This window comes from Prauserella halophila, from assembly GCF_024171895.1.
GTDB lineage: Bacteria > Actinomycetota > Actinomycetes > Mycobacteriales > Pseudonocardiaceae > Prauserella > Prauserella halophila.
Window position 1 is genome coordinate 253,623 of sequence record NZ_JAMTCQ010000008.1, and the last position, 25,644, is coordinate 279,266.

Sequence of the window (25,644 nt, forward strand, 5' to 3'; positions counted from 1 at the left end):
GGCGGCGCTCACGACGTCGCCACCTCGTCGCGACCGGACGACCCCTCCGCATCAGCCGGCTCCTCCGCACCGGACGACACGGCCTCCGGTGCGCGCAGGCCGAAGGTGAGCGCGATCCCGACCGCGTAGAGCCCGGCGAGCAGCCACATCATGCCGCCGACGCCGAACGGCCCGAGGAACGCACGGGCCAGCAGCGGACCGGTCGCGTTGCTCAGCCCGGCACCGAGGTTCAGGATCGCGACCGCCGCGGCCTTCTGCGTCGGAGCCAGCAGCGGAACGATCGCACTGAGCGGCACGTAGGCAGCCATCGCGAGCCCGAGCAGGATCGCCGCGATCATGGCCACGGGGAAGTTGGGCCCGAGCCACTCGGGCAGGTAGTACATGGCGAGCACGGTGATCACGCAGCCCAGTCCGCCGAACCACGCCACGACGTTCACCGGGCCGATCCGGTCACCGAGGTATCCGGCCAGCACGTTGCCGATGATGTTGGCGAAGAGCATCGTGCCCCAGATCGTCTGCCACTGCGGCAGCGAGAACCCCACCTCGTTGACCATGTGCGAGGCGAGGAACACGGGGAACGCGTAGAAGCACAGCGTGTTGATGATCCGCACGGCACCGCCGATGCCGACCTTCGGATGCGTGCGCACGACCGTGAGCCCCCGGGTCACCTGCCGCAGATTCGCCCACGCGCCGGCCTGTGCCTCGTGCCGCCGGGTGCGCACGAGGAAGAGCACGATCACGCCGCCCGCCGCGACGAACGCCAGCGACAGCCACATGGTCGCCAGCTCCCCGACAAGCGGAATGACCGCACCGGCGAAGTAGGAGCTGAGCACGCCGAGCCCGGCGGTGGAGGCGAACCAGTACCACCCGACGGCCCTGCCGATCACGGCCTTGGGCGTGTCCATGGTGACCCAGACCAGAAACCCGTACGCGAAGAACGGATACCCGAACCCGCGAACGCCGTAGGAGAGCAGCATGACCTCGTAGTTGCCCGCGACGACGCCGAACCCGAGGAAGACGACCTCGAACACGACCCACACGGTGAAGCCGATGAGCATCACGCGCCGCGGGCCCCACGCTTCGGCGAGCGCTCCGGCGAGCCATGCGGCGACCGCGACGACGACACCGTAGACGCTGATCAGCGTCGCCACTCCGGCGGCGCCGAATCCCCGGGACTCCAGATACGGCCCCAGGAAGCCGAGTTCGATCCCGTCACCGACCATGAACAGCAGAAGCGCGAGGTATCCCCAGGCCAGCGACCGGACGATGCCCTGCCGTTCCAGCCAGCCTGCGAAGCCCGTGCGTGGTTCCCCGGTCACCTCTGCCATCACGAACTCTCCTTTGAGCTCCGGATGAACATTTGTTCATTCCCGTGCACTTGCGATCGGCAGCGTGACCCGAGCGCGGACCGCTGTCAAGTGACCCCGAACGAGTTGACCTCCGGAGGCCTCACGTCGTAGCGTGACTGAACTACGGACCAGGTACGTGAACCAATGTTCAACACCAGTTCGCGGAGACCACCGGTTCGCGGAGTGGGTTCACCGGGTGGGATGTACCGGTGGGAAACGACCTGGTTCGACCGGAGCACGTTCGACCGGACGTGCTCCACCGAGTGCGTTCACTGGAGAGCGGATGAGTCAACCCCCGGTCGCCGTGGTCGGCATCGACGCGGGAACCACGGCCGTCAAGGCCACCGTGCTCACCACCGACGGCGCGGAACTCGCCACAGCCCGGACCCCGGTGCACGTCGCCCGGCCCGGTCCGGCCCAGGCGGAGCAATCGATGAACGAGTTGTGGCACGCCGTGGTCCGCACCGTGCGGGAGGCCCTGGATGCGGCCGGCGACGTCGATGTCGCCGCCGCAGGCGTCACCGGGCAGGGCGACGGGGTGTGGCTGCTCGACGAGCGCTACGAGCCGGTGGGACCCGCGATCCTCTGGCTCGACGGCCGAGCCGCCGACCGGGTGCGCGCCTGGGAACACGACGGACGAGCGGCGGCGATCCGCCGAGCCACCGGCTCCACCCTCTTCCCCGGCGCGCTGCCGGTGTTGCTGGAGGAACTCGAGGCGACCCGGCCGGAACTGCTCCGCCGGGCACGCCACCACGCGAACTGCAAGGACTGGATCCGGCTGCAGCTGACCGGCGTACTGACGACCGACGCCTCCGAGGCCTCGCGCACCTATGTCGACCCGGCCACCGGCACCTACTCCGACGAACTCATCGACGCGCTGGGGCACCGCAGGTTCGCCGAGCTGCTGCCACCCGTCGAGGCGGCCGGCTCGCACCGGCCGCTCACCGCGGCCGCCGCCGGCACATTGGGCCTGCCGGCGGGCATCCCCGTCGTGACGGGCCTGGTCGACACCGCCGCCGGCGGCGCGGGGCTCGGCGTGAGCACCCCGGGCCAGTCCTACGCCATCATCGGCACGACCGCCTTCCTCGGCACCGTGCACGCGACGCGAGCGGACGTCGGCACCGACGTCGGGATCACACTGGCCACCGGACCCGACGGTGCGGTGCTCGAATGCCTCTGCCCGATGTCGGGCACCCCGAACCTCGACTGGGTGCGCGACCTGCTCGGCCGAGGCGGGCAGAGCTGGGAATCGGTCGAGGCCGAGGCGCGTGCGGTCCCCGCGGGCGCAGGCGGCGTGCTGTACCTGCCCTACGGAGCCGAGGCCGGTGAGCGCGCCCCCTTCGCCGATCCGCACGCCTCGGCGAGCTGGCTGGGACTGTCCACCGAGACGACACCCGGTCAGCTGCTGCGGGCCGTGTACGAGGGAATCGCCTTCAGTCTGCGGGAGTGCCGGGAAGCGCTCGGTGTCGGCGGAACACTGCGCCTCTGCGGCGGAGCAGCCACCAGCGGACTGCTGTGCCAGATCCTCGCCGACATCACCGGATGCACGATCGAACGCGCCTCCGCCGCCGAACTCGGCGCGCGCGGGGTCGCCGCCCACGCACTCGCCGCGATCACCGGAACCGATGTCCCGGCGGCCGCCGCGCGGCTGCTCGGCGAACTCGACGTCTTCCGGCCCGACCCCGGCCTGCGCACCGCCTACGAGACCCGGTTCGCCGCGTTCGTCGCCGTCCGCGACGCGCTCCGTCCACATTGGCCCGACCTGCGCGGCCTGCGCGCCCTCGGCGACGAGCCGTCCTCCCCCGAGCGCACGTCCGCCGGGGACGAACACCCGCCGCCCACGCACAAGGAGCTTGCCTGATGCCCTCTTCGCCCACCCCGCGCGTCCTCGTCACCGCGGCGTTCGACCAGCGCGTCGCCGACGAACTGGCGGCCGATTTCGACCTCACCGTGGTCCCGCCGTCCGGCACGGGACGTTCGCTGGCCGACGCCGGGCTCGACGACGAGCTCGCCGCGGCCGACGCGGTCGTGTGCGAACTCGACGTGCTCGACGGGCCGTCGCTGGCGCTCGCCGGGAAGCTCGGCCTCGCCGTGTCGTGCCGGGCGGCGCCGGTCAACGTCGACCTCGAGGCGTGCAGCAGACGGGGCATCCCGGTGGCCACCACGCCCGGCCGCAACGCCGACGTCACCGCGGATCTCACGTTCTCGCTCCTGCTGTCGGCACTGCGCAACACCGCCCGCGCGGAGGCGTGGCTGCGCACCGGGGCGTGGACGAGCGACGACGTGTTCGAGCCCTACCGCGCCTTCCGCGGCCTGAGTCTCCGCGGGCGCACCCTCGGCATCCTCGGCGGCGGCGCCGTGGGACGCCGGGTCCTGGCCAGGGCACGGGCGTTCGGCATGCGTGTGCTCGTCTACGACCCCCATCTCCCTGCCGACACGTTCGGCGACGACGCCGCGATCGTGCCGCTCGACGAGCTACTCGCCGGTTCCGACGTCGTCACGGTGCACGTCCCGCTGACGGAGTCGACGATCGGCCTGCTCGGAACCGAGCAGCTCGCCACCATGCGCCGTGGCGCCTACCTCATCAATGCGGGCAGGGCCGCCATCGTGGAGGAACAGCCGCTGATCGACGCGTTGCGCAGCGGGCACCTCGCCGGCGCGGGCCTCGACGTGTACTGGACCGAGCCGCTCCCGGCCGATCACCCGCTCCGGTCACTGCCGAACGTCACCCTCACCCCGCACATCGGCGGTGCTTCCGACGACGTGATCGTCGAACACTCGCGGCTCGCGGCGGACGCACTGCGTGCCTGGCGGGACGGTGCTCCGATCCCGTCGGTCGCCAACGCGCGGTCCCTGCCTGCGCAGGGCTGACCGGCCCAGGCGGGAACCGGCGCCCGCACGCACCCGGCTGCGTGCGGGCGCCGGCCGGGGTCTCGTCCCCGCCCGGCGCCCGCACCTGCACCGCGTGGTGCTCAGGCGTTGTTCAGCAGGGCGCTGGGTACCCGCAGCGCCGATTCCGAGGCCACCGCCCTGCGCCGCGCGGCGGCGATGCCGCCGAAACTCTCGGTGATCGCGGTCAACCGCGCGGCGTGATGGGCGACCTCGGCCTCGTAGGTCATGCCGATGCCGCCGTGCAACTGGACGGCCTCCTCGGCGACCGCGGTCGCCGCATCGCCCACGAACACGAACGCGTCGTCGGCGATCGCGGCCAGGTCGACACCCGCACCACCGTCGGCGGCCTCGACCGTCGCCGTCGCCCACAGCGCCATCGACCGTGCCAGCTCGACGCGGGCGTACAGATCGGACGCACGGTGGACGAGTGCCTGGAACGTCGCCAGCGGAACGCCGAACTGCTTGCGGTTCTTGAGGTACTCGACGGTGTGGGCGAGTGCGGACTCCATCAGCCCGACGGTCTCGGCCAGCACCGCCACCCGTGCCCGCGCGAACGCAGTGTGCAGGACGGTCGTCGCGTCGACACCGGCTGCAGCGAGCGGGGTCGCGGGCGTGCCGGCGAATTCGACCTGCGAGGCGTGACTCCAGTCGGCACTGCGCCCGTCGGTACGCGCGATGCCGGCGGCACCCGCGTCCACGACGTACACGCCGGTCGTGCCACCCTCGACGGCCGTCACCAGCAGCGTCGAGGCCTGATCGGCATGCCGCACCGGCGACTTCACGCCGGTGAGCACCACCGAACCGTCGCCGGACCGGGACGCCGTGACCGACGGCGCGCTCCCCCACGGCCTGCCCGGTTCGGCATGGGCGACGGCGATCGTCGTGGCACCCTCGGCCAGGGCGGGCAGGAACTGCTCGGCCTGCTCCTCGGTACCCAGTCCCGCGATCAGCCACGACGGCAGGAACACGCCGTCCAGCAGCGGTTCGGCGGCCGCATGTTTGCCGAGCGCTTCCAGCGTCGCGTACACCTCGACCGGCCCGGCATCGGCGCCACCGTGCTCACCGGAGATGGTCAGCCCGGCCAGCCCCAGCTCGGCGAGGGTCTTCCACACACCCTCGTCCCAGCCGAGCTCCGAGCTCGTCGCCTCGGCGCGGCCACCGGCCGGGTAGCCACGGCCCACCGCCGAGTCGACGGTGTCGAACAGCAGCTTCTGGTCTTCGTTGAAATCCAGGTTCATCGCCTACGCCTCTCTCACAGTCCCAGGATGGTCTTGGCGATCACGCCGCGCTGGATCTCGTTGGAGCCACCGAAGATCGACAGTTTGCGCTGGTTCAGATACTGCGCCGCGGCGACCACCGCGGCGTCGTCGGCGCGCAGCGGGTCCTCGCCCGGCCCACCGGCGTCGAGCAGCATGCCGTCCTCGGCCGAAGCGTGCATGCGGAGTTTGCTCAGTTCCTGCAACGCCTTCGTGCCCTCCATCTTGAGCAGCGACGACACGGGGCTGGCCTGGCCGTTCTCCGAGGCGCCCGTCACGCGCAGCTGCGTGGCCTCGAGCGCCAGCAGCGTCGTCCGCGCGCTGTGCATGGACGTGCGGAACTGCGGATCGTCGGCGAGTGCGCCGGTCTCGGTCGGTATGTCCGCCGCCGTCTCGGCGAGGTCGGCGAAGACCCGCTGGCTCGTCCCGATCTGCGCGATGCCGTTGCGCTCGTTGCCGAGCAGGAACTTGGCGTAACTCCAGCCCTGGTTCTCCTCGCCGACCAGATTCTCGGCCGGGACCCGCACGTTGTCGAAGAAGAACTCGTTGACCTCGTCGCTGCCGTCGACGAGATCGATCGGGCGGCGCTCGATGCCCGGCGTGGTCATGTCGAGCAGCAGGAACGACAGGCCCTGCTGCTTGCGCGGCGCGTCGGGGTCGGTGCGGGCGAGCACGAACATCCAGTCGCCGTACTGGCCCAGCGTGGTCCACGTCTTCTGGCCGTTGAGGACGTAGCTGTCGCCGTCGCGGCGCGCCGTGGTGCGCAGCGAGGCGAGGTCGGAACCCGCCTCCGGTTCGGAGAATCCCTGCGACCACCAGATGTCCAGGTTCGCCGTCGCGGGCAGGAACTGGCGCTTCTGCTCCTCGCTGCCGAACTCGGCGATGATCGGGCCGATCATGCTCACGTTGAACGCCAGCGGCTGCGGCACGGAGTTGCGCTGCAACTCCGAGGCGTAGATGTGCGACTGCGTCGGCGTCCACTCCTTGCCGCCCCACTCGACGGGCCAGTGCGGGACCGCCAGGCCGTGGGCGTTGAGGATGCGCTGACTGGCGACGATGTCGTCGCGAGTCGTGCGGCTCAGCGCGTTGCGTCTGCGGACCTCCTCGGGGACTTCACGCGTGAACACCTCCCGCAGGCCGTCCCGGAATTCGATGTCCTCGCGGGACAACTCCAGATCCATGCAGTCTCCGTTCCTTCGTCGGCAGCTCGCTCCGTCGTTGGTGCTGCCCGGCCGGTCGGCCGACCCGCACCAACGTGCTCGGACGACACCGCCGTGACCGTCCCGGTTGCGGGCCGACGTCGCCACCACACGCTCCGCGCACTCTACGATCGATCATGCGTCCCACGCACGGGACACGGGACGAACGCCACGGCATCCGGTCGCGGCGCCCGCGCCGGGGTGCCCGCGCCGGGCTGCCCGCGCCGGGGTGCCCGGCCTCAGGCTGCGGACGAGACGGCCGCGGGCTCCGTCCGCGGTGCGGGCGTCAGCAACGCGATCGCGCCCGCGAGCACGGCGGCGCCGCCGGCGATCACGAAGATCACGGTGTAGGCCGTCAGGCCGGGGTACGTCGCGTCGCCGACCCGGACGAGGATGCCCGCCGTCACGGTGGCGACGATGGCGCTGCAGCTCGACGTGCCGATCGACCGGCACAGCGCGTTGAGGCTGTTGGCAGCCGCCGTCTCCGACTGCGGCACGGCACGCATGATCAGCGCGGGCACGGCGCCGTAGGCGAGGGCCGCACCGATCGCCGGGACGGTGACCACCACGATCACCGCCGCGAGCGAGTCGTGGACCGCGACCCGCGCCAGATTGCCCACGGCCAGCAGCGACGTGCCTGCCGTGACCGTGACCTTGGGGCCCCAGCGGCGGGAGATGACCGCCGACAGCGGCGAGAACGCGACCATGGCACCGCCGACGGGCAGCAGCGCCAGCCCGCTGGCCACCAGCGACAGGTCGAAGCCGTAGCCGGTCGCGGCCGGTGCCTGCAGCATCTGCGCGCTGACCATGAACGAGGCGAACATCGCCACACCGATGAGTACGGACGCCATGTTCGTCAGCAGCACCGCCGGCCGGGCCGACACCCGCAGGTCGACGAGCGGACCGGTGGGCAGGCGCAGTTCGTACCAGCCCCAGCCCACGAAGATCACCGCGGCGGCCGACAGCAGGAGCAGCACCTCCGGACTGGCCCAGCCCCAGGTGCTGCCGCGGGAGACGGGTAACAGCAGGCACAGCAGCGCAGCCGACAGTCCCACCGCACCACCGAGGTCGAAACGCCCACCGCTGCGCACCGGCGATTCCGGCACGAGCAGCGTCACCAGCAGGAGTTGCAGCACGCCGAACACCGCCGCTCCGGCGAACAGCCAGTGCCAGTCGGCGTACTCGGCGACGAACCCGGTCAGCGGCAGGCCGATCGCACCGCCCGCGCCCAGCGTCGAGCTCATGACGGCGATACCCGTGCCGACCCGTTCGGGCGGCAGCTCGTCCCGCATGATGCTGATGCCGAGCGGGATCACGCCGATGGCCACCCCCTGCAGTCCGCGCGCCGCGAGCACGACGAGGAATTCGCTGCTCACGGCACCGATCGCGCTGCCGGCGGTCATCGACGCCAGCGCCGCGAGCAGCATGCGCCGCTTGCCGTACATGTCGCCGAGCCTGCCGAGCACGGGCGCGCAGACGGCGCCGGTCAGCAGGGTGATCGTGATCAGCCACGCGGCGTTGGACGGGGTCGTGTCCAGCAGGCGCGGGAACGCGGGCAGCAGCGGCACGGCCAGTGTCTGCATCAGGGACACGGAGATCCCCGACGCGGCGAGCACGGCGACCACGGACCACGGCGCGGACGTTCGGGCCACGGCCGGTGTCCTCCGTTTCACTCGAAAACCGGCGCCACACCCGAGGTGAGTACGCCGACGATGTCAACCGACCGAGTAAACACGTTCCGCACGCGCGCCTGCAAGAAGAGTGTGGTTCCCCGCACTCGGCACCGGCGAGTGCACGCCGGACGCCGGACGCCGTCAGGCCAATCGATGCAGAGCGTCCGCGGTCGGGCTTCCGGGTGGGGCGGTGTGGAGGAGGAGGCGCCGGCCGTCGCCGTCGGGAGCGTGGAGTATCTGGTACTCCACGTGCAGGTCGCCGAGGTCGGGGTGGAGGAGGTGTTTGGAGCCTCGGGTGCAGCGGCGTACGGGGTGTTCGGCCCAGAGCCGGGCGAACTCGCTGCTGGTCACGCACAGCTCCCCGACCAGTGCCCTGACTGCTGCGTCGTCGGGTGCGGACGCGGCGTGGAACCGCAGTGAGGCGACGGCGAGGGAGGCTTCCTCCTGCCAGTGCCGGTAGAGATTCCGGGTGTACGGGTCGGTGAACAGCAGCCGGTGAGTGTTCCACGGTCCGGCATCGGTCAGGTGCGCGAAGAACAGCGCGCGGGCCACCCCGTTGCAGGAGAGGACGTCGTTGGTCGCCGAGAGCGTCATCGCGGCGGTGCCGGGCAGGTGTTCGACGATCCGGTCGAACGTGAACGTCATCCCCGCTTCGGACTCGGCGGCAGCGGTGGGGTCCTGGGTGGGCTGAGCGGTTCCGGCAACGTGGTGCAGGTACCCGGTGGCATCGTCGTCGAGGTTAAGGGCACGTGCCAGCGCGGTGATGATCCCGGCAGAGGGGTTCATGGCCTCGCCCTGTTCCAGCCGGACGTAGTAGTTCACCGAGACCCCGGCGAGTTGCGCGAGTTCTTCCCTGCGCAGCCCGGGCACGCGGCGAACGGTGCCGTACGACGGGATGCCTGCCTGGTCCGGGGTGATCCGCGCCCGGTGGGCGCGCAGGAAGTCCCCGATCGGATTGGGTCTGCCGTGCTCTCCGGCCTGCTGGCGAGCGCGCTGGACCGTCATGACCCCATCGTCCCAGGAAGTTCGGGCCGCAGTCATGGTCGTGGCTACCCCTCTCAGGGGTAGCCACGACAGAGGGAAGGCTGTGCCGCCGCGCTGCGGGGACCGTGGCGATCGTGACACAGCTGAACACCCCCACTTCCCCTGCGGCATCAGCGGCATCCGATCCCGGATCTGCTCCCACCACCGGAAAAGCGGCCGCGGCGCTGCTGGCACTGAGTATCGGCGGGTTCGGCATCGGGCTGACCGAATTCGTCATCGCCGGGTTGCTCACGGAGGTCGCCACCGACCTGGAGGTCACTGTCAGCCAAGCGGGCCGGCTGGTCGGTGGTTACGCGCTGGCTGTCGTACCCGGCGCGGTCGCGATCACCCCGCTCCTGATGCGCCGACCACCGAAGTACGCGCTGGCGCTGCTCCTGGCGTTCTTCGTCGTCGGCAACGCCCTCTCGGCATCGGCCCCGAACTACGAGGTGATGTTCGCGGGCCGGATCGTCGCCGCCCTGGCCCACGGCGGCTACTTCGGCATCGGTGCGGTCCTGGCCGCCGCGCTGGTGCCGGCCCACCGGAAAGCTTCGGCCGTCGCCGCGCTCTTCGCCGGGTTGACCGTCGCCAACGTCCTCGGTGTCCCGGCCGGGGCGTTCGTCGGCCAGCAGTTCGGCTGGCGCTCGGTGTTCTGGATCATCGCCGGTGTCGGCATCCTCGCCCTGGCCGGGCTGATCGCTCTGGTGCCCAGGACCCGGCCCGAGCAGAACCAGCTCCCCCTCCGTCAGCAGTTCCGGGCCCTGGCCCGGCCTCAGGTGCTGACCTCGCTGGCGACCACCGCCCTGGTCTTCGGCGGCATGTTCGGAACGTTCACCTATGTCGAGCCGTTGCTGCGCGACGTCACCGGCTACTCCGCGCCGGCCGTCCCGTGGCTGTTGGTGCTGTTCGGCGTCGGACTCCTCGCCGGCAACCTCATCGGCGGCCGGGCCGCCGACAAACACCCCGACAACGCCGTGCTGGTGCTCTCGATCCTGCTGCCCGCCGTGATACTCGGCCTCGGCGCCGTCGCCACCATGCCCCTGCCCACGGCGGTCATGCTGACGCTGCTGGGAGCGATCGGGTTCGCCACCGTCCCGGGACTCCAAGCACGCGTGCTCCGCCATGCCACCGGCGCAGCCACCCTGGCCTCCGCGACCAACATCGCTGCGTTCAACCTGGGCAACACCATCGGCGTCAGCCTCGCCGGCGCCGCTCTCGCCGCGGGTCACGGATTGCGCAGCCCGACCGTCACCGGAGCAGCCCTCACCCTCGTCGGACTGGCTCTGGTCGTCGCCGCGCGCCTCGCCACGCGCCGCCGGAACGCGCCGCCCCGGTAACCGGACACGCTCCGCGTGACTGCCTACGGCCCGCCCGTCTCCCGCACTCCCGACACCGCCGCGATGACCCTCGCGCACCTGGCCGCGACCGCCTGCGTGTTCGCCGCCCTCACCGGTGCCGAACACACCCTGTTCACCCTGGTCCACGCGCTCGCCGCGCAGCTGCCGGCCGGACCGCCGCCGCTTGCCGTCGTCGGTCCGGTGTGGACACCGTGTCCGCCGCCACCGCAGCGGCGGCCCGTCCTGCACGTGCTGTACCGGCGCATCCGGGGCCGCCGCGGCCCGCCCTCGTCGACGGTTCGACCTGTCGCCATCACCGTGTGACGCGCATCCGACCGGCCGCCTGCGACCGCATGCCCCGGCGGGCGCCGCCGCGCGCCCACATCCGCATGCCCGTTCCAGGAGCGATCCGTCATGTCCGGCACCACGCTGCGCCCACCGGAAGGCGCGGCCACCCCCGACCGGCCATCCGAACCGGCCCCGCGCGGCCGCAGCCGATGGCGCGGCGCGCTGTTGCGCCTGCACTTCTACGCGGGCGTGTTCGTCGGCCCGTTCATCCTCGTCGCCGCGCTCACCGGAGACCTGACGACCTACGGCACCAGCGGCGTACTGCCGCTGCGTATGACGCTCGACCAGCTTCACCGCAACCTGCTGCTCGGCGACGACGCCGCCGCGGTCGAGATCGCCGCGGCGGACCGGCCCGGCGATGCGTGGACGGTCAGGGAGATCGACCGGAGCTGGCCGACCCAGGTCGACACGGTCGCCGTCGACGCAGCCACCGGCGAGGTCACCGACCAGGTGCGGTTCGCCGAGTACCCGCTGGGCGCGAAGCTGGCCCGCTGGGGTATCGACCTGCACATGGGCACGCTGTTCGGCTGGCCGAACCGGGTGGTACTCGCCGCGGTCGGCGCCGGTCTGACGGCCGTGACCGTGCTCGGCTACCGCCTGTGGTGGCAGCGCAGGCCGGGACGCGCCGCGTTCGGCAGGCCGGTGCCCCGCGGGCGGTGGCGCGGCCTGCCCCGGTGGGGCCTGCTCGCCGCCGCGGCATCCGCGACCGCCGTCGGCCTGCTGGCACCGCCGTTCGGGCTCAGCCTGCTCGCCTTCCTGATCGTCGACGTCCTCATCGGACGGCTGGTGAGCCGTGGCCGTCAGTCCGGCGCGGAAGCCGACTCGACGGCGTGATCGGCCAGGTTGACGCCGGCACCAGCGTAGAGGTTGAACACCGCATCGGCGCCGCGGGAACGCAGCTCGTCGAGCTCCTCGTTGCGCTGCGCGATCGCGGCCACCCTGCCGGTGAAGCCCTTCTTGCGGAGCAGGTCGAGCACGAGCAGGTTTTCCCCGTGGAACGGCATGGCCAGCACGACCAGCTCGACCCGCCCGGAACGCTTGACCCGGGCCCAGAAGTCCACGTCGGTCGCATCGGCCTCGACGACGTCGAAGCCGCGTTCGCGCAACTGCGCAGCGCGGTGGCTGTCGTGCTCGACCCCGACCGCCCGGCGGCCGTGCACCGCGTGGAGCTGTTCGACGGTGGCCTGGCCGACGCGGCCCATACCGAGCACCAGAGCGTCGGCGTCACCGAGATCGATCGGACGGTCCTCCGGGGAGAGGGACGCGGAGTCCTGCGCGGGCAGCCGCCGCGACACCCACGCCTCGAGACCGGGCGCGACGCGGTTGAGCACGGCCGAGACGAGGAAGCTCAGCGCCACGGCGAGCGCCAGCACGACGACCCAGTCCTCGGACACCGCACCGGTCGCGGCGACGACCGTCGCCACGATGAGCGCGAACTCGGAGTAGTTCCCCAGCGCCAGCGAGGCGAGCGTGGCGGTGCGGTAGCGCAGGCGCATCAGCCGCAGCAGCGCGAAGAACGCGACCGCCTTCACCGGGATCAGCAGCACGAGCAGCGCCGCGAGACCCAACGCCTCCCACGTCGGTGTTCCGGTCAGTCCGATGCTGACGAAGAAGGCGATCAGCAGCACTTCCTTGCCGGTCAGCAGCAGCCGCGCCAGTTCACCCGCACGCCGGTGACCGGCCAGCAACGCCCCGATGATCAGTGCGCCGAGGTCCCCTTTGAGGCCGACCAGGTCGAACAGCACGTATCCCGGCACGAGCGCCATCATCAGGCCGAACAGGGCGCTGAGCTCGACCGAGTCGATCCGGTCCCAGATCTTGCGTGCCAGCCACGCACCCGGCACGAGCAGCACGAGCGCGAGGGCCCACGGGGACGGCACCTTGCCCTTGGACACGGTCAGCACGACCACCGCGATGATGTCCTGCATGATCAGCACGCCGATGGCGATGCGGCCGTACAGCGTCTGGTTGTCGCGACGTTCGTCGAGGACCTTGACGACGAACACCGTGGACGAGAACGACAAGGCCAGCGCCACGATCGCCATCTCCGCCAGGTCGGCGTCGGCGAGCAGCGCGAAGCCGAACGGCGCGACGGCCAGCAGTACGGCGAGACCGAGCAGGACGCTGAAGGCCATGTGCGCCAGCGACGTCAGCCACACCCGGGCCTTGAGCAGGGACCGCACGTCGAGCTTGAGACCGATGCCGAACAGCAGCAGTGTCACGCCGAGATCGGCGAGTGTCTGCAGGCCGGGCATCTCCTCGACCCCCGCCGCGTGCAGCCCGAACCCGGTGATGAGGAACCCGACCAGCGGCGGGAGTTTCACGAGCAGTGCCAGGCCGCCTGCGGCGAAGGCGGCGACGAGATAGATCGCGGCCGTTTCCATGCGCCCCCCTTGTCGTCCGCCGTCCGTGACGCCGTCCGTGATCCGCACAAACCCGAAACCCTGGGACAGGACTCCCGGGGAACAGGACTCCCCGAGAACAAGGATCCTGAGAACAAGAACAGGCCCAGGTGCTCTGACCTGGGCCTTCTTGCTCCCCCAGCTGGATTCGAACCAGCAACCCTCCGGTTAACAGCCGAATGCTCTGCCGATTGAGCTATGGGGGAATGTTCTGTTGTCGCCGTAGCTCTCGCTTTCGACGGATAGTAACTCTAGACCATGGCCGCCTCGCGTCGTGACACGGGGTCCCCTTTCTCACCCCGCCGCGGTTTCCGGTGGCCAGGTGGCTCGGCCCGACCACGGCCGGGGGAGAATGAGCGCTTCAGCGAAACAGCCACGAGGAGGCTCACCCGTCATGAGTAAGTTCCTGCTGGGCGCGGCCGTCGGCTACGTCCTGGGCGCTCGCGCCGGGCACGCCCGGTACGAGCAGATCGTGCGGACGTACCGGAAGGTCGCCGACCATCCGGCCGTACAGGGTGCCGCGGGAGTGGCGCGCGCCAAGCTCGGCGAGAAGATGGGCGAACGCGCCCCGTTCGGGCGGTCCGCGCAGCACTGAGCCGGGTCACGGCGGCGTCGGGTCAGTGGCCGGTCCGGGTCAGTGGCCGATCCGGGTCACGGCGTGTGCGCGACGACGAACACGCGCCGGAACGGCAGCCACGTCGTCCCGTCGGCGCGCTGCGGGTAGGCCTCCGCGAGCAGTTCGGCGAGCTCGCCGCGGAACTCCGCCCAGTCGGCGTCGCCGAGCGCCGCCCGGATCGGCCGCAGTGCCGTGCCCGTGATCCACTCCAGCACCGCGTCGTCGCCCTCGAGGCGCTGCACATACGTCGTCTCCCAGGCATCGACGGCGCAGCCGGCGTCGGCAAGCAGGTCGGCGTAATCCTCGGGGTCGCCGACCGCGTCCGCCCCGCGCAGCGACACGTCGGCCAGCCGGGTCCGCCACTGCTCACTCGCGGCGAGTCTGCGGGTCAGCACGTGTGAGGGCGCGTCGAAGTTGCCGGGGACCTGCAGCGCCAGCCACGCCCCCGACGGCAACTCTCCCACCCAGCGCCGCAGCAGGTCGGCATGACCGGGGACCCACTGCAACGTCGCATTGCTGATCAGCACGTCGGTATCGGGCTTCGGCGTCCAGGTTCCGACGTCGGCGAGCTCGGCCGCGACCCCCTCGGCGCGCGCCGCCTCGACCATCTCCGGCGAACTGTCGAGTGCCTCGAGCCGCGCCGAGGGCCACCTGCGCGGCAGCGTCGCCGTCAGATTGCCGGGGCCGCAGCCGGCGTCGACGACGCGCCGCGGCCGCTCGGCCGGAACCCGAGCGAGGAGCTCGTGGAACGGCCTGCCACGCAGGTCACCGTAGGTCAGATAGGTCGCGGGATCCCACATACCGTACGAGCGTACTGCTATGCGGGTGGTGTCACAACCCGGCCGCTCCGGCCGCGGACCGGACTCAGGCCTCGCCGCCGGACAGCTGCGCCGCGGCCTCCCGGGCCATGGCGCGCACCGCGTCGACGTCGGTGCCGGGGTCGGGCCGTGCCTGCAGCATCACGCCGTCGGCCCCGGGCACCTTGCGCAGCACGAACCACGCTCCCCCGCCGTCGGCGAGGTCGGCGCGGTGCCGTGCCCGGATCGACCCTTCCACGCGCCTGCGCACGAGCTCGGGCAGCCGTCCCGCACGCGGCACCGCCACCCGCACCGGCGGCAGATCGCGCAGCAGTACCGCGCCGCCCGCCTCGTCGGCCTCCTCGGCTTCGACCACCGTGAGCGTCCCGGCGTCCCAGCCTGCTCTGCTCACCAGATGCCAGCCCACCCGCCGCGGACCGGCCTCGCCGGGCAGCCACAGCCCGAGTCGGGTCACCACGACGTGGCCGTGATCGGCCTCCGCAGCGGCGACGACGTCCTCACCGGGGTCCAACGCGGCACGTACGTCCTCCGGCACCGCCGGGCCGGCGATCCGGCGCCACCACCGCGACAGCATCAGTCGAACCCGCCCGAGGCCTGACCCTTGAGCGCCTGCCGGTACTCCTCGAGTGCGACGAGGTCACCGAACAGGTCCCGGTACTCGTCCGGCGAGTCCACAGGGGACAGTCGCTGGAGTTTCGACTTCAATTCGCCGATCTGCCTTCCCACCAGGTTCTCCTGCACGGCCGAGAACATCGACTGCACATAACGGGCGTCGGCCTCGCCCATCGCATGCGGCGGCTCGACGGCCAGTTCCGACAACAGGGACACCACGCCGGGATGCTCCGCGTGCTGCACCGCCGCGTCGAGCAACCCGGAGCCGGACAGCCCCGAGCTCGTCCCGCCCGCCGCCAGCACGGCACGGTGCACCGCGACATAGGCGGGGTGGGTGAACGCCTCCTCGGGCAGCGTGTCGTACTGCGGGCCGGCGAGCGCGGGCTCCTGCAGCGCCGCCTTCAGCACCTCCCGCTGCGCCGTGCGCTCGGAATCGCGCGGATCGGGCCGGGCGAACGCGGGTGCCTCCGACGACCCCGCAGCGGCGTTGCCGCGCGGTGCGGGTTTCCGCCCGTTCTCCTTCGCCGGGGCGCCCGCGCTCTCACGCACACGCCGCACGACCATCGCCTCGTCCTGCCAGCCGGTCCACCAGGCGAGTTTCGTCGCGTACCCGTCTCGCTTGGCCCGGTCCCTGATCTGGGCGACGAGCGGGACGGTGCGCTGCAACGCCGCGACCTGACCGTCCACGGAATCGAGGTCGTACTCGGCCAGCAGGCTGCGGATCGCGAACTCGAACAGCGGAATCCGGCGCGACACCAGGTCCCGCACCGCCGAGTCGCCCTTGGTCAGCCGCAGTTCACACGGGTCCATCCCCTCGGGGGCGGTCGCGATGTAGGTCTGGCCCGCGAACGTCTGGTCGCCCTCGAAGGCCTTCAACGCCGCCTTCTGCCCCGCCGCGTCGCCGTCGAACGTGAAGATGACCTCGCCGCGGAACTCGTCGTCGTCCATCATCAGCTGCCGCAGCACCCGCATGTGTTCCTCGCCGAACGCGGTGCCCGATGCGGCCACCGCGGTGGGCACGCCCGCTTCGTGCATCGCCATCACGTCGGTGTAGCCCTCGACGACGATCACCTGGTGCCGTTTGGCAATCTCCCGCTTGGCCTGGTCGAGGCCGAACAGCACCTGGGACTTCTTGTAGATCGGGCTCTCGCTCGTGTTCAGGTACTTGGCCTGGATCGGGTCGTCGTCGAACAACCTGCGCGCGCCGAACCCCACCACGTCACCGCCGCGGTCCTTGATCGGCCACACGAGCCGCCGGTGGAACCGGTCGATCGGCCCGCTGCGGCCCTCCTTGGAGATCTGGGACTTGTACAGCTCGTCCAGCTCGAAACCCTGGTTGATCAGATGCTTGGTGAGCTTGTCCCAGCCGCCCGGGGCGAACCCGCACCCGAACCTGGCGGCCGAGGCCTGGTCGAACCCGCGCTCCTTGAGGAACGTCCGGGCCGCCTCCGCCTCGGGGGTGGCGAGCTGCTCCGCGTAGAACGCCTGCGCCGCCTTGTGCACCTCGACGAGCCGCAACCGCGTGCCCCGGTTCTCCTTCCGGACGTCGCGGCCGCCGCCCTCGTAGGTCAGCGCCAGCCCGATGCGGTCGGCGAGCCGCTCGACCGCCTCCACGAAGGGGAGATGCTCGATCTGCATGATGAACTTGATGGCGTCGCCGCCCTCGCCGCAGCCGAAGCAGTGGAAGGTGCCGTGCGTCGCGCGCACGTTCATCGACGGCGTCTTCTCCTCGTGGAACGGGCACAGCCCCTTCAGCGCGCCGCCACCCGCGCGGCGCAGTGCCACGTACTCACCGATGACGTCGTCGATCCGATTGCGTTCGCGCACCTGCGCGATGTCGCTGTCCCGGATCCGTCCTGCCACGCCCCCACTTTAGGCCAGGACCCGATCTCCTCCGACCGGGCATACTCTGCCCATGCCCGACACCCCGGCGGCGTCCGACGAGGCCGCCCGTTTCACCGCCGTGCGCGCCCACCTCGTCGGCGTCGGATACCGGCTGACCGGCTCCCTGGCCGACGCCGAGGACGCCGTGCAGGACGCGTGGCTGCGACTGACCTCGCTCGACGACGAGCGGCGCGCGGCGATCCGCGACCTGACGGCGTGGCTGACGACCGTCGTCGCCCGGCTCTGCCTGGACCGCCTCCGCTCGGCGGCCGCACGCCGCGAACGGTACGTCGGCCCGTGGCTGCCCGAACCGGTCGTCACCGCCACCGACGGCAGGCCCGGTCCGCTCGACGCCGTCGTGGCCGACGACGGTGCCCGTATGGCGGCCATGGTCGTGCTCGACACGCTGCCGCCCGAGCAACGGGTGGCGTTCGTGTTGCACGACGCGTTCGGGGTGCCGTTCGCCGAGGTCGCCGGGATCCTCGGCTGCACCTCCGGCGCCGCCCGGCAGTACGCCTCTCGTGGCAGGCGCGCGGCGCACGAGGCGGATCCGCCCCCGCGCGCCGGTGACGACCATCGGCGGGTCGTCGAGGAGCTGCTCGCCGCCATGGCGACCGGCGACGTCCGGGCGGTAGCCCGGGTGCTGCACCCCGACGTGGTGCTCATGGGCGATTCCGACGGGAAGGCCCGCACCGCGCGGCGCGTCATGTCGGGCGCCGACAAGATCGCGCGATTCTTCGCGGGCCTGCTCACCGTCTACCGGCCGGGCGCCTTCGCTGCTGCCCGGCCGGTACTGGTCAACGGTGACCTCGGCGTATACCTGCCGCCGGTACCGGGCGGCGAGGGCTACCGCGACCTCGACGCCCACGTGCAGACCGTCGCCGTCGCTGGCGGCCGGGTCGTGGCGATCTACGACCAGGTCAATCCCGACAAGCTCACGCGCCTGCCGTCCCCTCCGGCCTGACCTCGCCGAGTTCCACCCGGCAGGCATCGCCCGAGGTGAACCCCTGGTCGACGATGCCGAGCGCCGCGTTCGACCGGGCGCGCATGTTCTCCAGGCCGATCTGCAGCGACAGTTCGACCACGCCCGCCCGGCCGAACTCCCGCTCCAGCTCGGCGACCTGCTCGTCGGACACCGCGATCGGCGTGTCGGTCATCGCATCGGCGTAGGCCAGTGCCAGCCGCTCCGAACGGGTGTACATCGGCGACGTGGCGTAGTCGTCGATGGCCGTCAACCGGTCGATGTCGAGGCCGTCGTGCTGCTGCAGCATCGTGCCGAAGTCGACGCACCACGAACAGCCCAGACGCACGGCGACCCGGTAGACGGCCAGTTCGCGCACACTGGTCGGCAGCACCGTGGAGGCGCGTTCGGCGAGCGTCTCGAACACGCCGTAGGCGCGCATCAGTTTCGGGTGGTGGGCAGTCACGGCGAACGGCTCCGGCACGGCGCCGTACTTGCGTGCGACGACGCGGTACAGCACACGCGTCACCGGACCCGCCTGGTCGGCGGTGACGACGGGAATGCGGGGCATGGCGATTCCTCCTCGGGTGTGACTCGATTTTCACCCGGGGGACGAGATCGCGCGGGCCGATGTGACAGCGGGACGGGCCGCAGGAGTCACGGGGACGTCAGTGACCGGACGTCCCAGATCCACATGTCCCCGCGGAGCCGTCCGGGGGTGCCGATCAGGTCCTCGACCGTGCTGCGGAGCGCGTCGGCGTCGGGGCGGTCCGCGTTCAGCACGACCAGGTCGGTGCGCCACTGCCGCAGGTCCGTCACGGCCTGCCGCCGTTCGGCCTCCCCCACGTTCGCGGCGAGGCCGCTGTCCTCGACCTCCTCGAGAGTCGTGGAGAACGACGTGCGCTGCGCCCCGTAGATGCCGGAACCGTCGTCGGCGGGGCCGACGAAGTAGCCCTCCGCGAGCGGGAAGGCGAGCCCCTGGCTGATCTGCCAGTGCAGTGGCTCGGCGTACCCGGTGTCGGGCAGCGGGACGACCGCCACCGACCGGCCCTCCCCCACATGGCCTGCCCACTGTCCGGATGCGAGGAACTCGGGCACCGGCTCACGCTGCCGCACGGGCAGCTCGGTGGGCACGATCGGCACGAGCGCCACGAGCAGCGCGCCGAACCAGCTCACCCACGCCACGTATGCCCATTCCGGTACCCACGGCAGGCGCAGCACGCGGTCGGTGGCCAGTGCGAGCAGGATCCCGCCCAGCGGCGCGCACGCCATCGCGAGCCGGGACTCCAGCACCGACGACACGAGCGGGGCGTCGACGAACAGCAGCCACGGGCCGGGAATCGACGTCGCCGCGCCGTCCACGACGAGTAGCACGCCCATCGACAGCCACGCCATCACCAGCATCGACACGGCGACGGCGCGTGCGGCCGCAACCCGCCACAGCGCGACCGTCACCCCGAGCAGCACCAGCACGAGCGGCCAGCCGAAGAACGCGTTCTCCTCGGTGCGGTTGAGCGACAGGTCGACGGCCGAGGTCTCGGTTCCGGCCAGCGACGCCGTCGCGTACGCGGTGAACGCGCCGACGTCGTTGCCCTGGAAGCCGTGCTCGATCCCCGAATAGCTCTGCGGGCCCGCGAACTGCCACCACAGCGGCACCGCCACGATCGCCCCCGCGACGAGCGCGCCGACGCCGATGCCGGTGGCGAGCGGACGCACCATCGGGCCGATCTCCACCGGCCGCGACAGCGCGTACACGAGCACGAACACCACCAGTGCCAGCGCCGCGATCAGCAGCGGCTCCTCGCCCAGAAACACCTGGTAGGCGCCCAGCAACCCGAGGATCACGCCGTGGGCGACCGGCCGCTCGCCGCGGGCGAGCAGGAGCAGCCGGTGGACGAGCAGCGGCACCAGCAACAGCACGACGAAGTTGGGGTGCGCGTTGGCGTGCGAGATGATCGGCGGGGCGAACCCGGCGAGTCCCGCACCGATCGCAGCGGCGCCGCGGGCGGCGACCAGGTGCCGGGACAGCAGCCAGTACCACGCCACGGCCGTTCCGGCCAGGCCGCCGGTGAGCGTCACTGCCCACGTCACGGTCGGTCCGAACAGGACGGTCACCGGTGTCAGCGGGATCCCGACGCCGAGCATGGCCGTGTTGGCCATGAGGTTGACGCCCAGCGGATAGTTCTGCAGGTCGGTGTGCAGCGGATTCGACAACGTCAGCACGTTTTTCGCGGTGACGGCGAAGAACCACTCCCACATGTTCTGGTCCTGCCCGCTGCCCTGCAGGTAACCCGAGTCGAGGTTCTGCCACAGTCCGCGGTAGACCAGCAGCGCCGCCGCCACACACGCCAGTACGACGAGAACGTCGGCGATCCGGCCGCGGGCGCGCGTATCGAGCCGCACCCGGGCAGGCGCAGCGGGAGACGCGCGTGTCACGGCGTGACCACTCGCGCAGCGAAATAGACGGCGCCCGTCGCGGCGTGACGCACCAGCAGCAGGAACGGCCGGTTGACGTCGACGACGACGGGCTCACCGGTCGGCAGGGACACGAGGCGCATCGTCGCCGCCGTCGCCGCGGCACCTTCCAGCCCGCTCTCGTCGAGCCGCAGCACCGCCTGATGCAGCACCTCGGAAACCTGCAGCCGCGGATCACCGGACAGGCCACCGAGATCGGCCTGCGGCGTGAACATCCGCCGCACGCCGAGGCTGCGCAGCGCCGCGCCGAACGGCACCGGCACGTCGAGCGACACCCGCGGCATCGTCAACCGCACCTGCTCCGGTGCCATCGCCGCCAGCAGGTCCGCCAGCACGGCGTCGTCCAGGCCCGCCTCCGCATCGGCCAGCCTGCGGTCCGGCAGCAGGACGACGGCCTCGACCCCGCCGGCCGCCGGCACCGCAACCGCCTGCCAGCCCGCCGCCTCGGCGTAGCGCATCCGCGCCGTCTGCCGCATCATCGGCACCGGCAGCGGACCGTCCGGACCGTGGAAGTCCCCGTCGGCCGTGTCCCCCACCGGGAACGGGTGCCGCCAGGCACAGCGCAGGTAGAGCGCGTTGACCAACGTGGCGACCGTGTCGGGGCCGACGGTGCCGGGTGGCAGCAGCTCGGGGATCAGGTTCCGCGTGGTGGCAGCCACATCGGCGTTGATCGCGGCGCGGGCGGCTTCGGGGTCGTCGACGAACGGTGCGGCCGCGACCCGGCCGGACGTCCGGTGCTCGAGTGCCTCCGCGTAGCCGTCCTCGACCGCCAGCCCGTCCCACGCCCACAGCGTGTTCGACACGGCGAGTTCCGGTTCCTCCTGCCCGGCCCGGGACTCGAGCGCGGCGGCGGCATCCAGCAGCCGGACCTGTTCCGCGGTCGTGGATCCCGTCCCGGCGAGCAGCGAGGTGATCTCCGCGGCGGTCTCACCCCGCGCGCCCTCGGCCACGAGCGCCAGCGCACCCGCCGCCGAATACGGGGACACACAGGCATCGTCGATCCCGGGTTCCCCCGCGGTCGCGCGGTGCACGGCCAGCGCGAACCGGAGGTGCGCCGCGTTCGCATCCGTCGTGACCTCCATTCCGTGACCGTATCGTCCCCGGCGGTCAGGCGTGGCGGCCCGTGTGCCACGCGTGCCAGGCGTGCGCCTGCGCATCGGTGAGGGTCGCCACCTGGTCGATCACCGCGCGCAGCCGCTCCGCGTCGCCTGCCGCCTGCTCCCACGCCTGCCGGAACACGGGTTCGAGCGCGTCCGGAGACCGCAGGAGCAGCACCTCGATCAGTTCGGCGAGCAGCTGCCGCTGCCCCTCCTGCAGTGCCAGCCTGCGCCGGTCGCTCATGACGTAGCGCAGCGCCAGCGCTTTCAGCAGCGCGACCTCCGCACCCACCCGGGCCGGCACCCGCAGGTCGGCCTCGTAGCGCCGCAGCGGGTGCTGCCCGTACGCCGCGCGCGTGGCCGTCACGGCCGCGGACGCGAACCGCCCGACGAGCTCACTGGTGAGCCGCTTCAGCGCGACCTGCGCACCGAGCGTCGAGTCGTAGTCGCGGGCGGCCAGCTCGGCCACCACCGGCAGCGTGAGCAGTTCCGCCGCCGCCTCTTCCACCGCCGACACCGGTTCGGCCGTGAAGTGCTTCGCCGCGAGCGCCGCCACGACGGCGCGCACCTCCGGATCGGCCAGCTCGCCGAACGAGATCCGGCCCGCACGGACGGCGTCCTCGACGTCGTGCACCGAGTAGGCGACGTCGTCGGCCCAGTCCATGATCTGGGCCTCCAGGCACCGCCGATCACCGTGCGGCCCGGGTTCCCCACCGTGGCCGCTCTCGCGGAGCCACGTGAACACCGCCAGATCGTCGGTGTACACCCCGAACTTCGCCGTGCCGGGACGCCGCGGCCACGGGTACTTGGTCGCCGCGTCGAGGCTGGCGCGCGTGAGGTTGAGCCCGCCGGTGACCTCGCCGAACCACCCGTCCCCTGCGTCCCCGCCGGAGGCGGGCGGTTCGGCTCCCAGCACCTTCGGTTCGAGGCGGGTGAGGATACGCAGGGTCTGAGCGTTGCCTTCGAACCCGCCGCACGCCTGCGCGGCCTCGTCGAGCGCGTCCTCGCCGTTGTGGCCGAACGGCGGATGGCCGATGTCGTGCGCCAGCCCCGCGGTGTCGACGACGTCCGGGTCGGCGCCCAGGTCCTCGGCGATCCCGCGGCCGATCTGGGCGACTTCGAGGGAATGGGTGAGCCGGGTCCGTGGCACACCACTGACCTCGGCACCCTCCCCCGGGCCGACCACCTGTGTCTTGCCTGCCAGCCTGCGCAACGCCGCCGAGTGCAACACGCGGGCGCGGTCCCGGGAGAACGGCGTGCGCAGATCCGTACGCGCCCCGCTCAGCGCGCCGCCCTTCGCCGGCTCGGGATGAAGCCGGGCGCGGTCCTGCTCGGTGTACGACACCCGCGTCAGTCTACGAACCGGCCCGACCGGTCACGAACGCACGCTGTCGGCGGCGGCGAGATTGTAGTACAGCAGCGCGGCGGTCTCCCGCACGATGTACCAGACCTGCGTCTCCCGGGTCTGCACGATCGGCCCCGAATGCGTCGGTGAGGTCCAGGCCTCGAGGCCCGCGTCCTCGGCCATCGTGTGGGCCCGCAGTGAGTGCCACGGATCGCTGACGATCACCGTCGTCGCCCAGCCGCGGTCGTGCATCTCCCGGGACGCGCCCTGCAGCGACCGCAACGTGTCGACGCCCTCCGAAACGACCAGCGTGTCCGCAGCAGGGACGCCGTTGTCGGTCAGCCAGTCGGCACCCGCCTCGGCCTCGCTGTGGGCATCACCCGGTGCCCGCCCGCCCGTCGTGATGATGCGCGGCGCGACCCCCTGGTCGTACAGCTCTTTCGCATGGCCGAGCCGGTGGGCGAACACCTGCGACGGCGTGCCGTCGTACTGCGCGGCGCCGAGGACCACGATCGCGTCGACGTTCGGCCGCTCGTCGGCCCGCGCCACGTACCAGACCCGGAAGGCGGTGCCGCCGACGAGCAGGAGCGCCATGATCACGGCACCGGCGACGGAGCGGCGGACCCACCGTGTCACCCCCACGACCCCGCGCCCCTCAGCAGCCGATGAGGCGAGCGGCCAGGTAGGACTCGAGCTTATCGATGGCGATGCGCTCCTGACTCATCGTGTCGCGCTCGCGCACCGTGACCGCATGGTCGTCGAGCGTGTCGAAATCGACCGTGATGCAGAACGGCGTGCCGATCTCCTCCTGGCGCCGGTACCGCTTGCCGATGGACTGCGCGTCGTCGAAATCGACGTTCCAGTGCTTGCGCAGCATCGCCGCGATGTCCCGGGCCTTCGGCGTCAGATCGGAGTTGCGCGACAGCGGCAGCACCGCGACCTTGTACGGCGCCAACCGCGGGTCGATCTTGAGCACGGTGCGCTTGTCGACACCGCCCTTGGCGTTGGGCACCTCGTCCTCGGTGTAGGCGTCGAGCAGGAACGCCATCATCGGACGGCCGACGCCCGCCGCGGGCTCGATCACGAACGGGCGGTACCGGTCGCCACCGGCCTGGTCGAAGTACGACAGGTCGACACCCGAGTGGTTCGAGTGCGTCGTCAGGTCGAAATCGGTGCGGTTGGCGACGCCCTCGAGCTCGCCCCACTCCTGACCCGCGGAGAAGCGGAAGCGGTACTCGACGTCGACCGTCCGCTTCGAATAGTGCGACAGCTTTTCCTGCGGATGCTCGTACAGGCGCAGGTTGTCCTCCCGGATGCCGAGGTCGACATACCAGGCCTTGCGCTGTTCGATCCAGTACTCGTGCCAGGACTCGTCCTCGCCCGGCTCGACGAAGAACTCCATCTCCATCTGCTCGAACTCGCGCGTGCGGAAGATGAAGTTGCCCGGCGTGATCTCGTTGCGGAACGACTTGCCGATCTGGCCGATGCCGAACGGCGGCTTCTTCCGCGCCGTCGTCTGCACGTTGAGGAAGTTCACGAAGATGCCCTGCGCGGTCTCCGGCCGCAGGTAGTGCAGCCCCTCCTCGGCCTCGACGGGGCCGAGGTGCGTCTTGAGCATCATGTTGAACTCGCGCGGCTCGGTGTACTGGCCACGGTTGCCGCAGTTCGGGCACGGCACGTCGGACAGGTCGTTCTCGTCGACCTCCGCGCCGGTGCGCTCGGCGTAGTCCTCGGCGAGCTGATCCGACCGGAACCGGCGGTGGCACTCCAGGCACTCCACCAGCGGGTCGTGGAACGCCCCGACGTGCCCCGAGGCCTCCCACACCTGGCGCGGCAGGATCACCGACGAGTCGATGCCGACGACGTCCTCACGCCCCTGCACCACGGTCTTCCACCACTGGCGCTTGATGTTGTCCTTCAGCTCGACGCCGAGCGGTCCGTAGTCCCACGCCGACCGGGTACCGCCGTAGATCTCCCCCGAGGGGAAGACGAAGCCACGACGCTTGCAGAGATTGACGACGGTCTCGATGTTGTTGGCGGGCACTCCACGCTCCGTGGGAACTATCGCAGGGGTCGGGTCGGACAGGGTTGAGTCGAACAGTCGTAGATCGAAAGATGTGAAGCACCAGACTAGCCCCAGCCCGGAGACTCGCCCGCGAGGGGCGCCGCACCACGCCCGGCCCGCGGCGGGAGGGAACCGGACCCGCGCCGCGGGTGTCCGTCGCGGCCCGCCGCGTGCTCGAGCGGGAGGGAACCACTGCGGCGGCGCACTAGGATGGAACGGCAGACGACCACCGACGCGAGCACGCAGACACGAGCACGCAGACACGATCCCGTGTGCCGGCACACGGCCGACG

The 25,644-nt window shown here is 71.4% G+C and carries 22 protein-coding genes and 1 tRNA gene; 7 read left to right on the forward strand and 16 right to left on the reverse strand.

Annotated features, from left to right (window positions below):
- Positions 1–8: 8 nt before the first annotated feature.
- Positions 9–1,328, reverse strand: coding sequence for an MFS transporter (locus LY41_RS01405; protein WP_253861978.1), 1,320 nt, complete (start codon positions 1,326–1,328; stop codon positions 9–11).
- Between the two features lie 304 nt (positions 1,329–1,632).
- On the opposite strand from LY41_RS01405, the gene LY41_RS01410 reads away from it, so the two are divergent.
- Together LY41_RS01410 and LY41_RS01415 are read left to right on the forward strand one after the other, a co-directional pair.
- Entirely contained in the window at positions 1,633–3,210 is a 1,578-nt protein-coding gene (locus LY41_RS01410) for an FGGY family carbohydrate kinase (RefSeq protein WP_253861979.1), read from the forward strand.
- Positions 3,210–4,220, forward strand: coding sequence for an NAD(P)-dependent oxidoreductase (locus tag LY41_RS01415; RefSeq protein WP_253861980.1), 1,011 nt, complete (start codon positions 3,210–3,212; stop codon positions 4,218–4,220). The genes LY41_RS01410 and LY41_RS01415 overlap by 1 nt, the downstream gene beginning before the upstream one ends.
- Before the next feature lie 101 nt (positions 4,221–4,321).
- Here LY41_RS01415 and LY41_RS01420 read toward each other — a convergent pair whose 3' ends face one another.
- The 4 genes from LY41_RS01420 to LY41_RS01435 form a co-directional block, all read right to left on the reverse strand.
- Entirely contained in the window at positions 4,322–5,479 is a 1,158-nt protein-coding gene (locus LY41_RS01420) for an acyl-CoA dehydrogenase family protein (RefSeq protein WP_253861981.1), read from the reverse strand.
- Between the two features lie 14 nt (positions 5,480–5,493).
- Positions 5,494–6,678 (reverse strand): acyl-CoA dehydrogenase family protein, encoded by a 1,185-nt coding sequence (locus LY41_RS01425; RefSeq protein WP_253861982.1) that lies wholly within the window; start codon positions 6,676–6,678, stop codon positions 5,494–5,496.
- Between the two features lie 257 nt (positions 6,679–6,935).
- Positions 6,936–8,348, reverse strand: coding sequence for an MFS transporter (locus LY41_RS01430; RefSeq protein WP_253861983.1), 1,413 nt, complete (start codon positions 8,346–8,348; stop codon positions 6,936–6,938).
- A 162-nt stretch (positions 8,349–8,510) separates the two neighbouring features.
- Positions 8,511–9,374 carry a helix-turn-helix domain-containing protein gene (locus tag LY41_RS01435; protein WP_253861984.1) on the reverse strand — a complete coding sequence of 288 codons (864 nt, stop codon included), beginning with the start codon at positions 9,372–9,374 and terminating at the stop codon, positions 8,511–8,513.
- Positions 9,375–9,487: 113 nt separating this feature from the next.
- On the opposite strand from LY41_RS01435, the gene LY41_RS01440 reads away from it, so the two are divergent.
- The 3 genes from LY41_RS01440 to LY41_RS01450 all read left to right on the forward strand — a co-directional run bounded on the left by LY41_RS01440 (position 9,488) and on the right by LY41_RS01450 (position 11,911).
- Positions 9,488–10,729, forward strand: coding sequence for an MFS transporter (locus tag LY41_RS01440; protein ID WP_308292185.1), 1,242 nt, complete (start codon positions 9,488–9,490; stop codon positions 10,727–10,729).
- A gap of 15 nt (positions 10,730–10,744) precedes the next feature.
- On the forward strand, positions 10,745–11,053 hold the full coding sequence (locus LY41_RS01445) for a hypothetical protein (protein ID WP_253861985.1): 309 nt from the start codon (positions 10,745–10,747) through the stop codon (positions 11,051–11,053).
- Positions 11,054–11,143: 90 nt separating this feature from the next.
- Positions 11,144–11,911: a PepSY domain-containing protein gene (locus LY41_RS01450; protein WP_253861986.1), complete on the forward strand. Its 768-nt coding sequence runs from the start codon at positions 11,144–11,146 to the stop codon at positions 11,909–11,911.
- Here LY41_RS01450 and LY41_RS01455 read toward each other — a convergent pair.
- A complete protein-coding gene (locus LY41_RS01455; protein WP_253861987.1) occupies positions 11,878–13,461 on the reverse strand; it encodes a cation:proton antiporter domain-containing protein in 1,584 nt (527 codons plus the stop codon). The genes LY41_RS01450 and LY41_RS01455 overlap by 34 nt on opposite strands.
- Before the next feature lie 151 nt (positions 13,462–13,612).
- Positions 13,613–13,685 (reverse strand) — tRNA-Asn (locus LY41_RS01460).
- A 188-nt stretch (positions 13,686–13,873) separates the two neighbouring features.
- Between LY41_RS01460 and LY41_RS01465 the strand changes: the two genes are divergently transcribed.
- On the forward strand, positions 13,874–14,074 hold the full coding sequence (locus tag LY41_RS01465) for a hypothetical protein (RefSeq protein WP_253861988.1): 201 nt from the start codon (positions 13,874–13,876) through the stop codon (positions 14,072–14,074).
- Positions 14,075–14,130: 56 nt separating this feature from the next.
- On the opposite strand, the gene LY41_RS01470 is transcribed toward LY41_RS01465, so the two are convergent.
- From LY41_RS01470 to dnaG, 3 genes are all read right to left on the reverse strand, one after another.
- Positions 14,131–14,895, reverse strand: a complete 765-nt coding sequence (locus LY41_RS01470; RefSeq protein WP_253861989.1) for a trans-aconitate 2-methyltransferase — start codon at positions 14,893–14,895, stop codon at positions 14,131–14,133.
- A gap of 64 nt (positions 14,896–14,959) precedes the next feature.
- Positions 14,960–15,487 carry a hypothetical protein gene (locus LY41_RS01475; protein ID WP_253861990.1) on the reverse strand — a complete coding sequence of 176 codons (528 nt, stop codon included), beginning with the start codon at positions 15,485–15,487 and terminating at the stop codon, positions 14,960–14,962.
- Complete coding sequence (gene dnaG, locus LY41_RS01480; protein ID WP_253861991.1) at positions 15,487–17,388, reverse strand: DNA primase; 1,902 nt, start codon at positions 17,386–17,388, stop codon at positions 15,487–15,489. Before dnaG ends, LY41_RS01475 begins: the two co-directional genes overlap by 1 nt.
- A gap of 52 nt (positions 17,389–17,440) precedes the next feature.
- Here dnaG and sigJ point away from each other — a divergent pair, with 52 nt between their 5' ends.
- Complete coding sequence (sigJ, locus tag LY41_RS01485) at positions 17,441–18,373, forward strand: RNA polymerase sigma factor SigJ (RefSeq protein ID WP_253861992.1); 933 nt, start codon at positions 17,441–17,443, stop codon at positions 18,371–18,373.
- Here sigJ and LY41_RS01490 read toward each other — a convergent pair.
- The 6 genes from LY41_RS01490 to LY41_RS01515 form a co-directional block, all read right to left on the reverse strand.
- Positions 18,345–18,941: a carboxymuconolactone decarboxylase family protein gene (locus LY41_RS01490; RefSeq protein ID WP_253861993.1), complete on the reverse strand. Its 597-nt coding sequence runs from the start codon at positions 18,939–18,941 to the stop codon at positions 18,345–18,347. The two genes, sigJ and LY41_RS01490, sit on opposite strands and share 29 nt — an antisense overlap.
- A gap of 86 nt (positions 18,942–19,027) precedes the next feature.
- On the reverse strand, positions 19,028–20,806 hold the full coding sequence (locus LY41_RS01495) for a glycosyl transferase (RefSeq protein WP_253861994.1): 1,779 nt from the start codon (positions 20,804–20,806) through the stop codon (positions 19,028–19,030).
- Entirely contained in the window at positions 20,803–21,927 is a 1,125-nt protein-coding gene (locus LY41_RS01500) for a serpin family protein (protein ID WP_253861995.1), read from the reverse strand. The genes LY41_RS01495 and LY41_RS01500 overlap by 4 nt, the downstream gene beginning before the upstream one ends.
- Positions 21,928–21,952: 25 nt before the next feature.
- On the reverse strand, positions 21,953–23,287 hold the full coding sequence (locus tag LY41_RS01505; RefSeq protein WP_253861996.1) for a deoxyguanosinetriphosphate triphosphohydrolase: 1,335 nt from the start codon (positions 23,285–23,287) through the stop codon (positions 21,953–21,955).
- Positions 23,288–23,317: 30 nt separating this feature from the next.
- Entirely contained in the window at positions 23,318–23,881 is a 564-nt protein-coding gene (locus tag LY41_RS01510) for a YdcF family protein (RefSeq protein ID WP_253862842.1), read from the reverse strand.
- A gap of 61 nt (positions 23,882–23,942) precedes the next feature.
- Positions 23,943–25,331 (reverse strand): glycine--tRNA ligase, encoded by a 1,389-nt coding sequence (locus tag LY41_RS01515; protein ID WP_253861997.1) that lies wholly within the window; start codon positions 25,329–25,331, stop codon positions 23,943–23,945.
- Positions 25,332–25,644 lie beyond the last annotated feature (313 nt).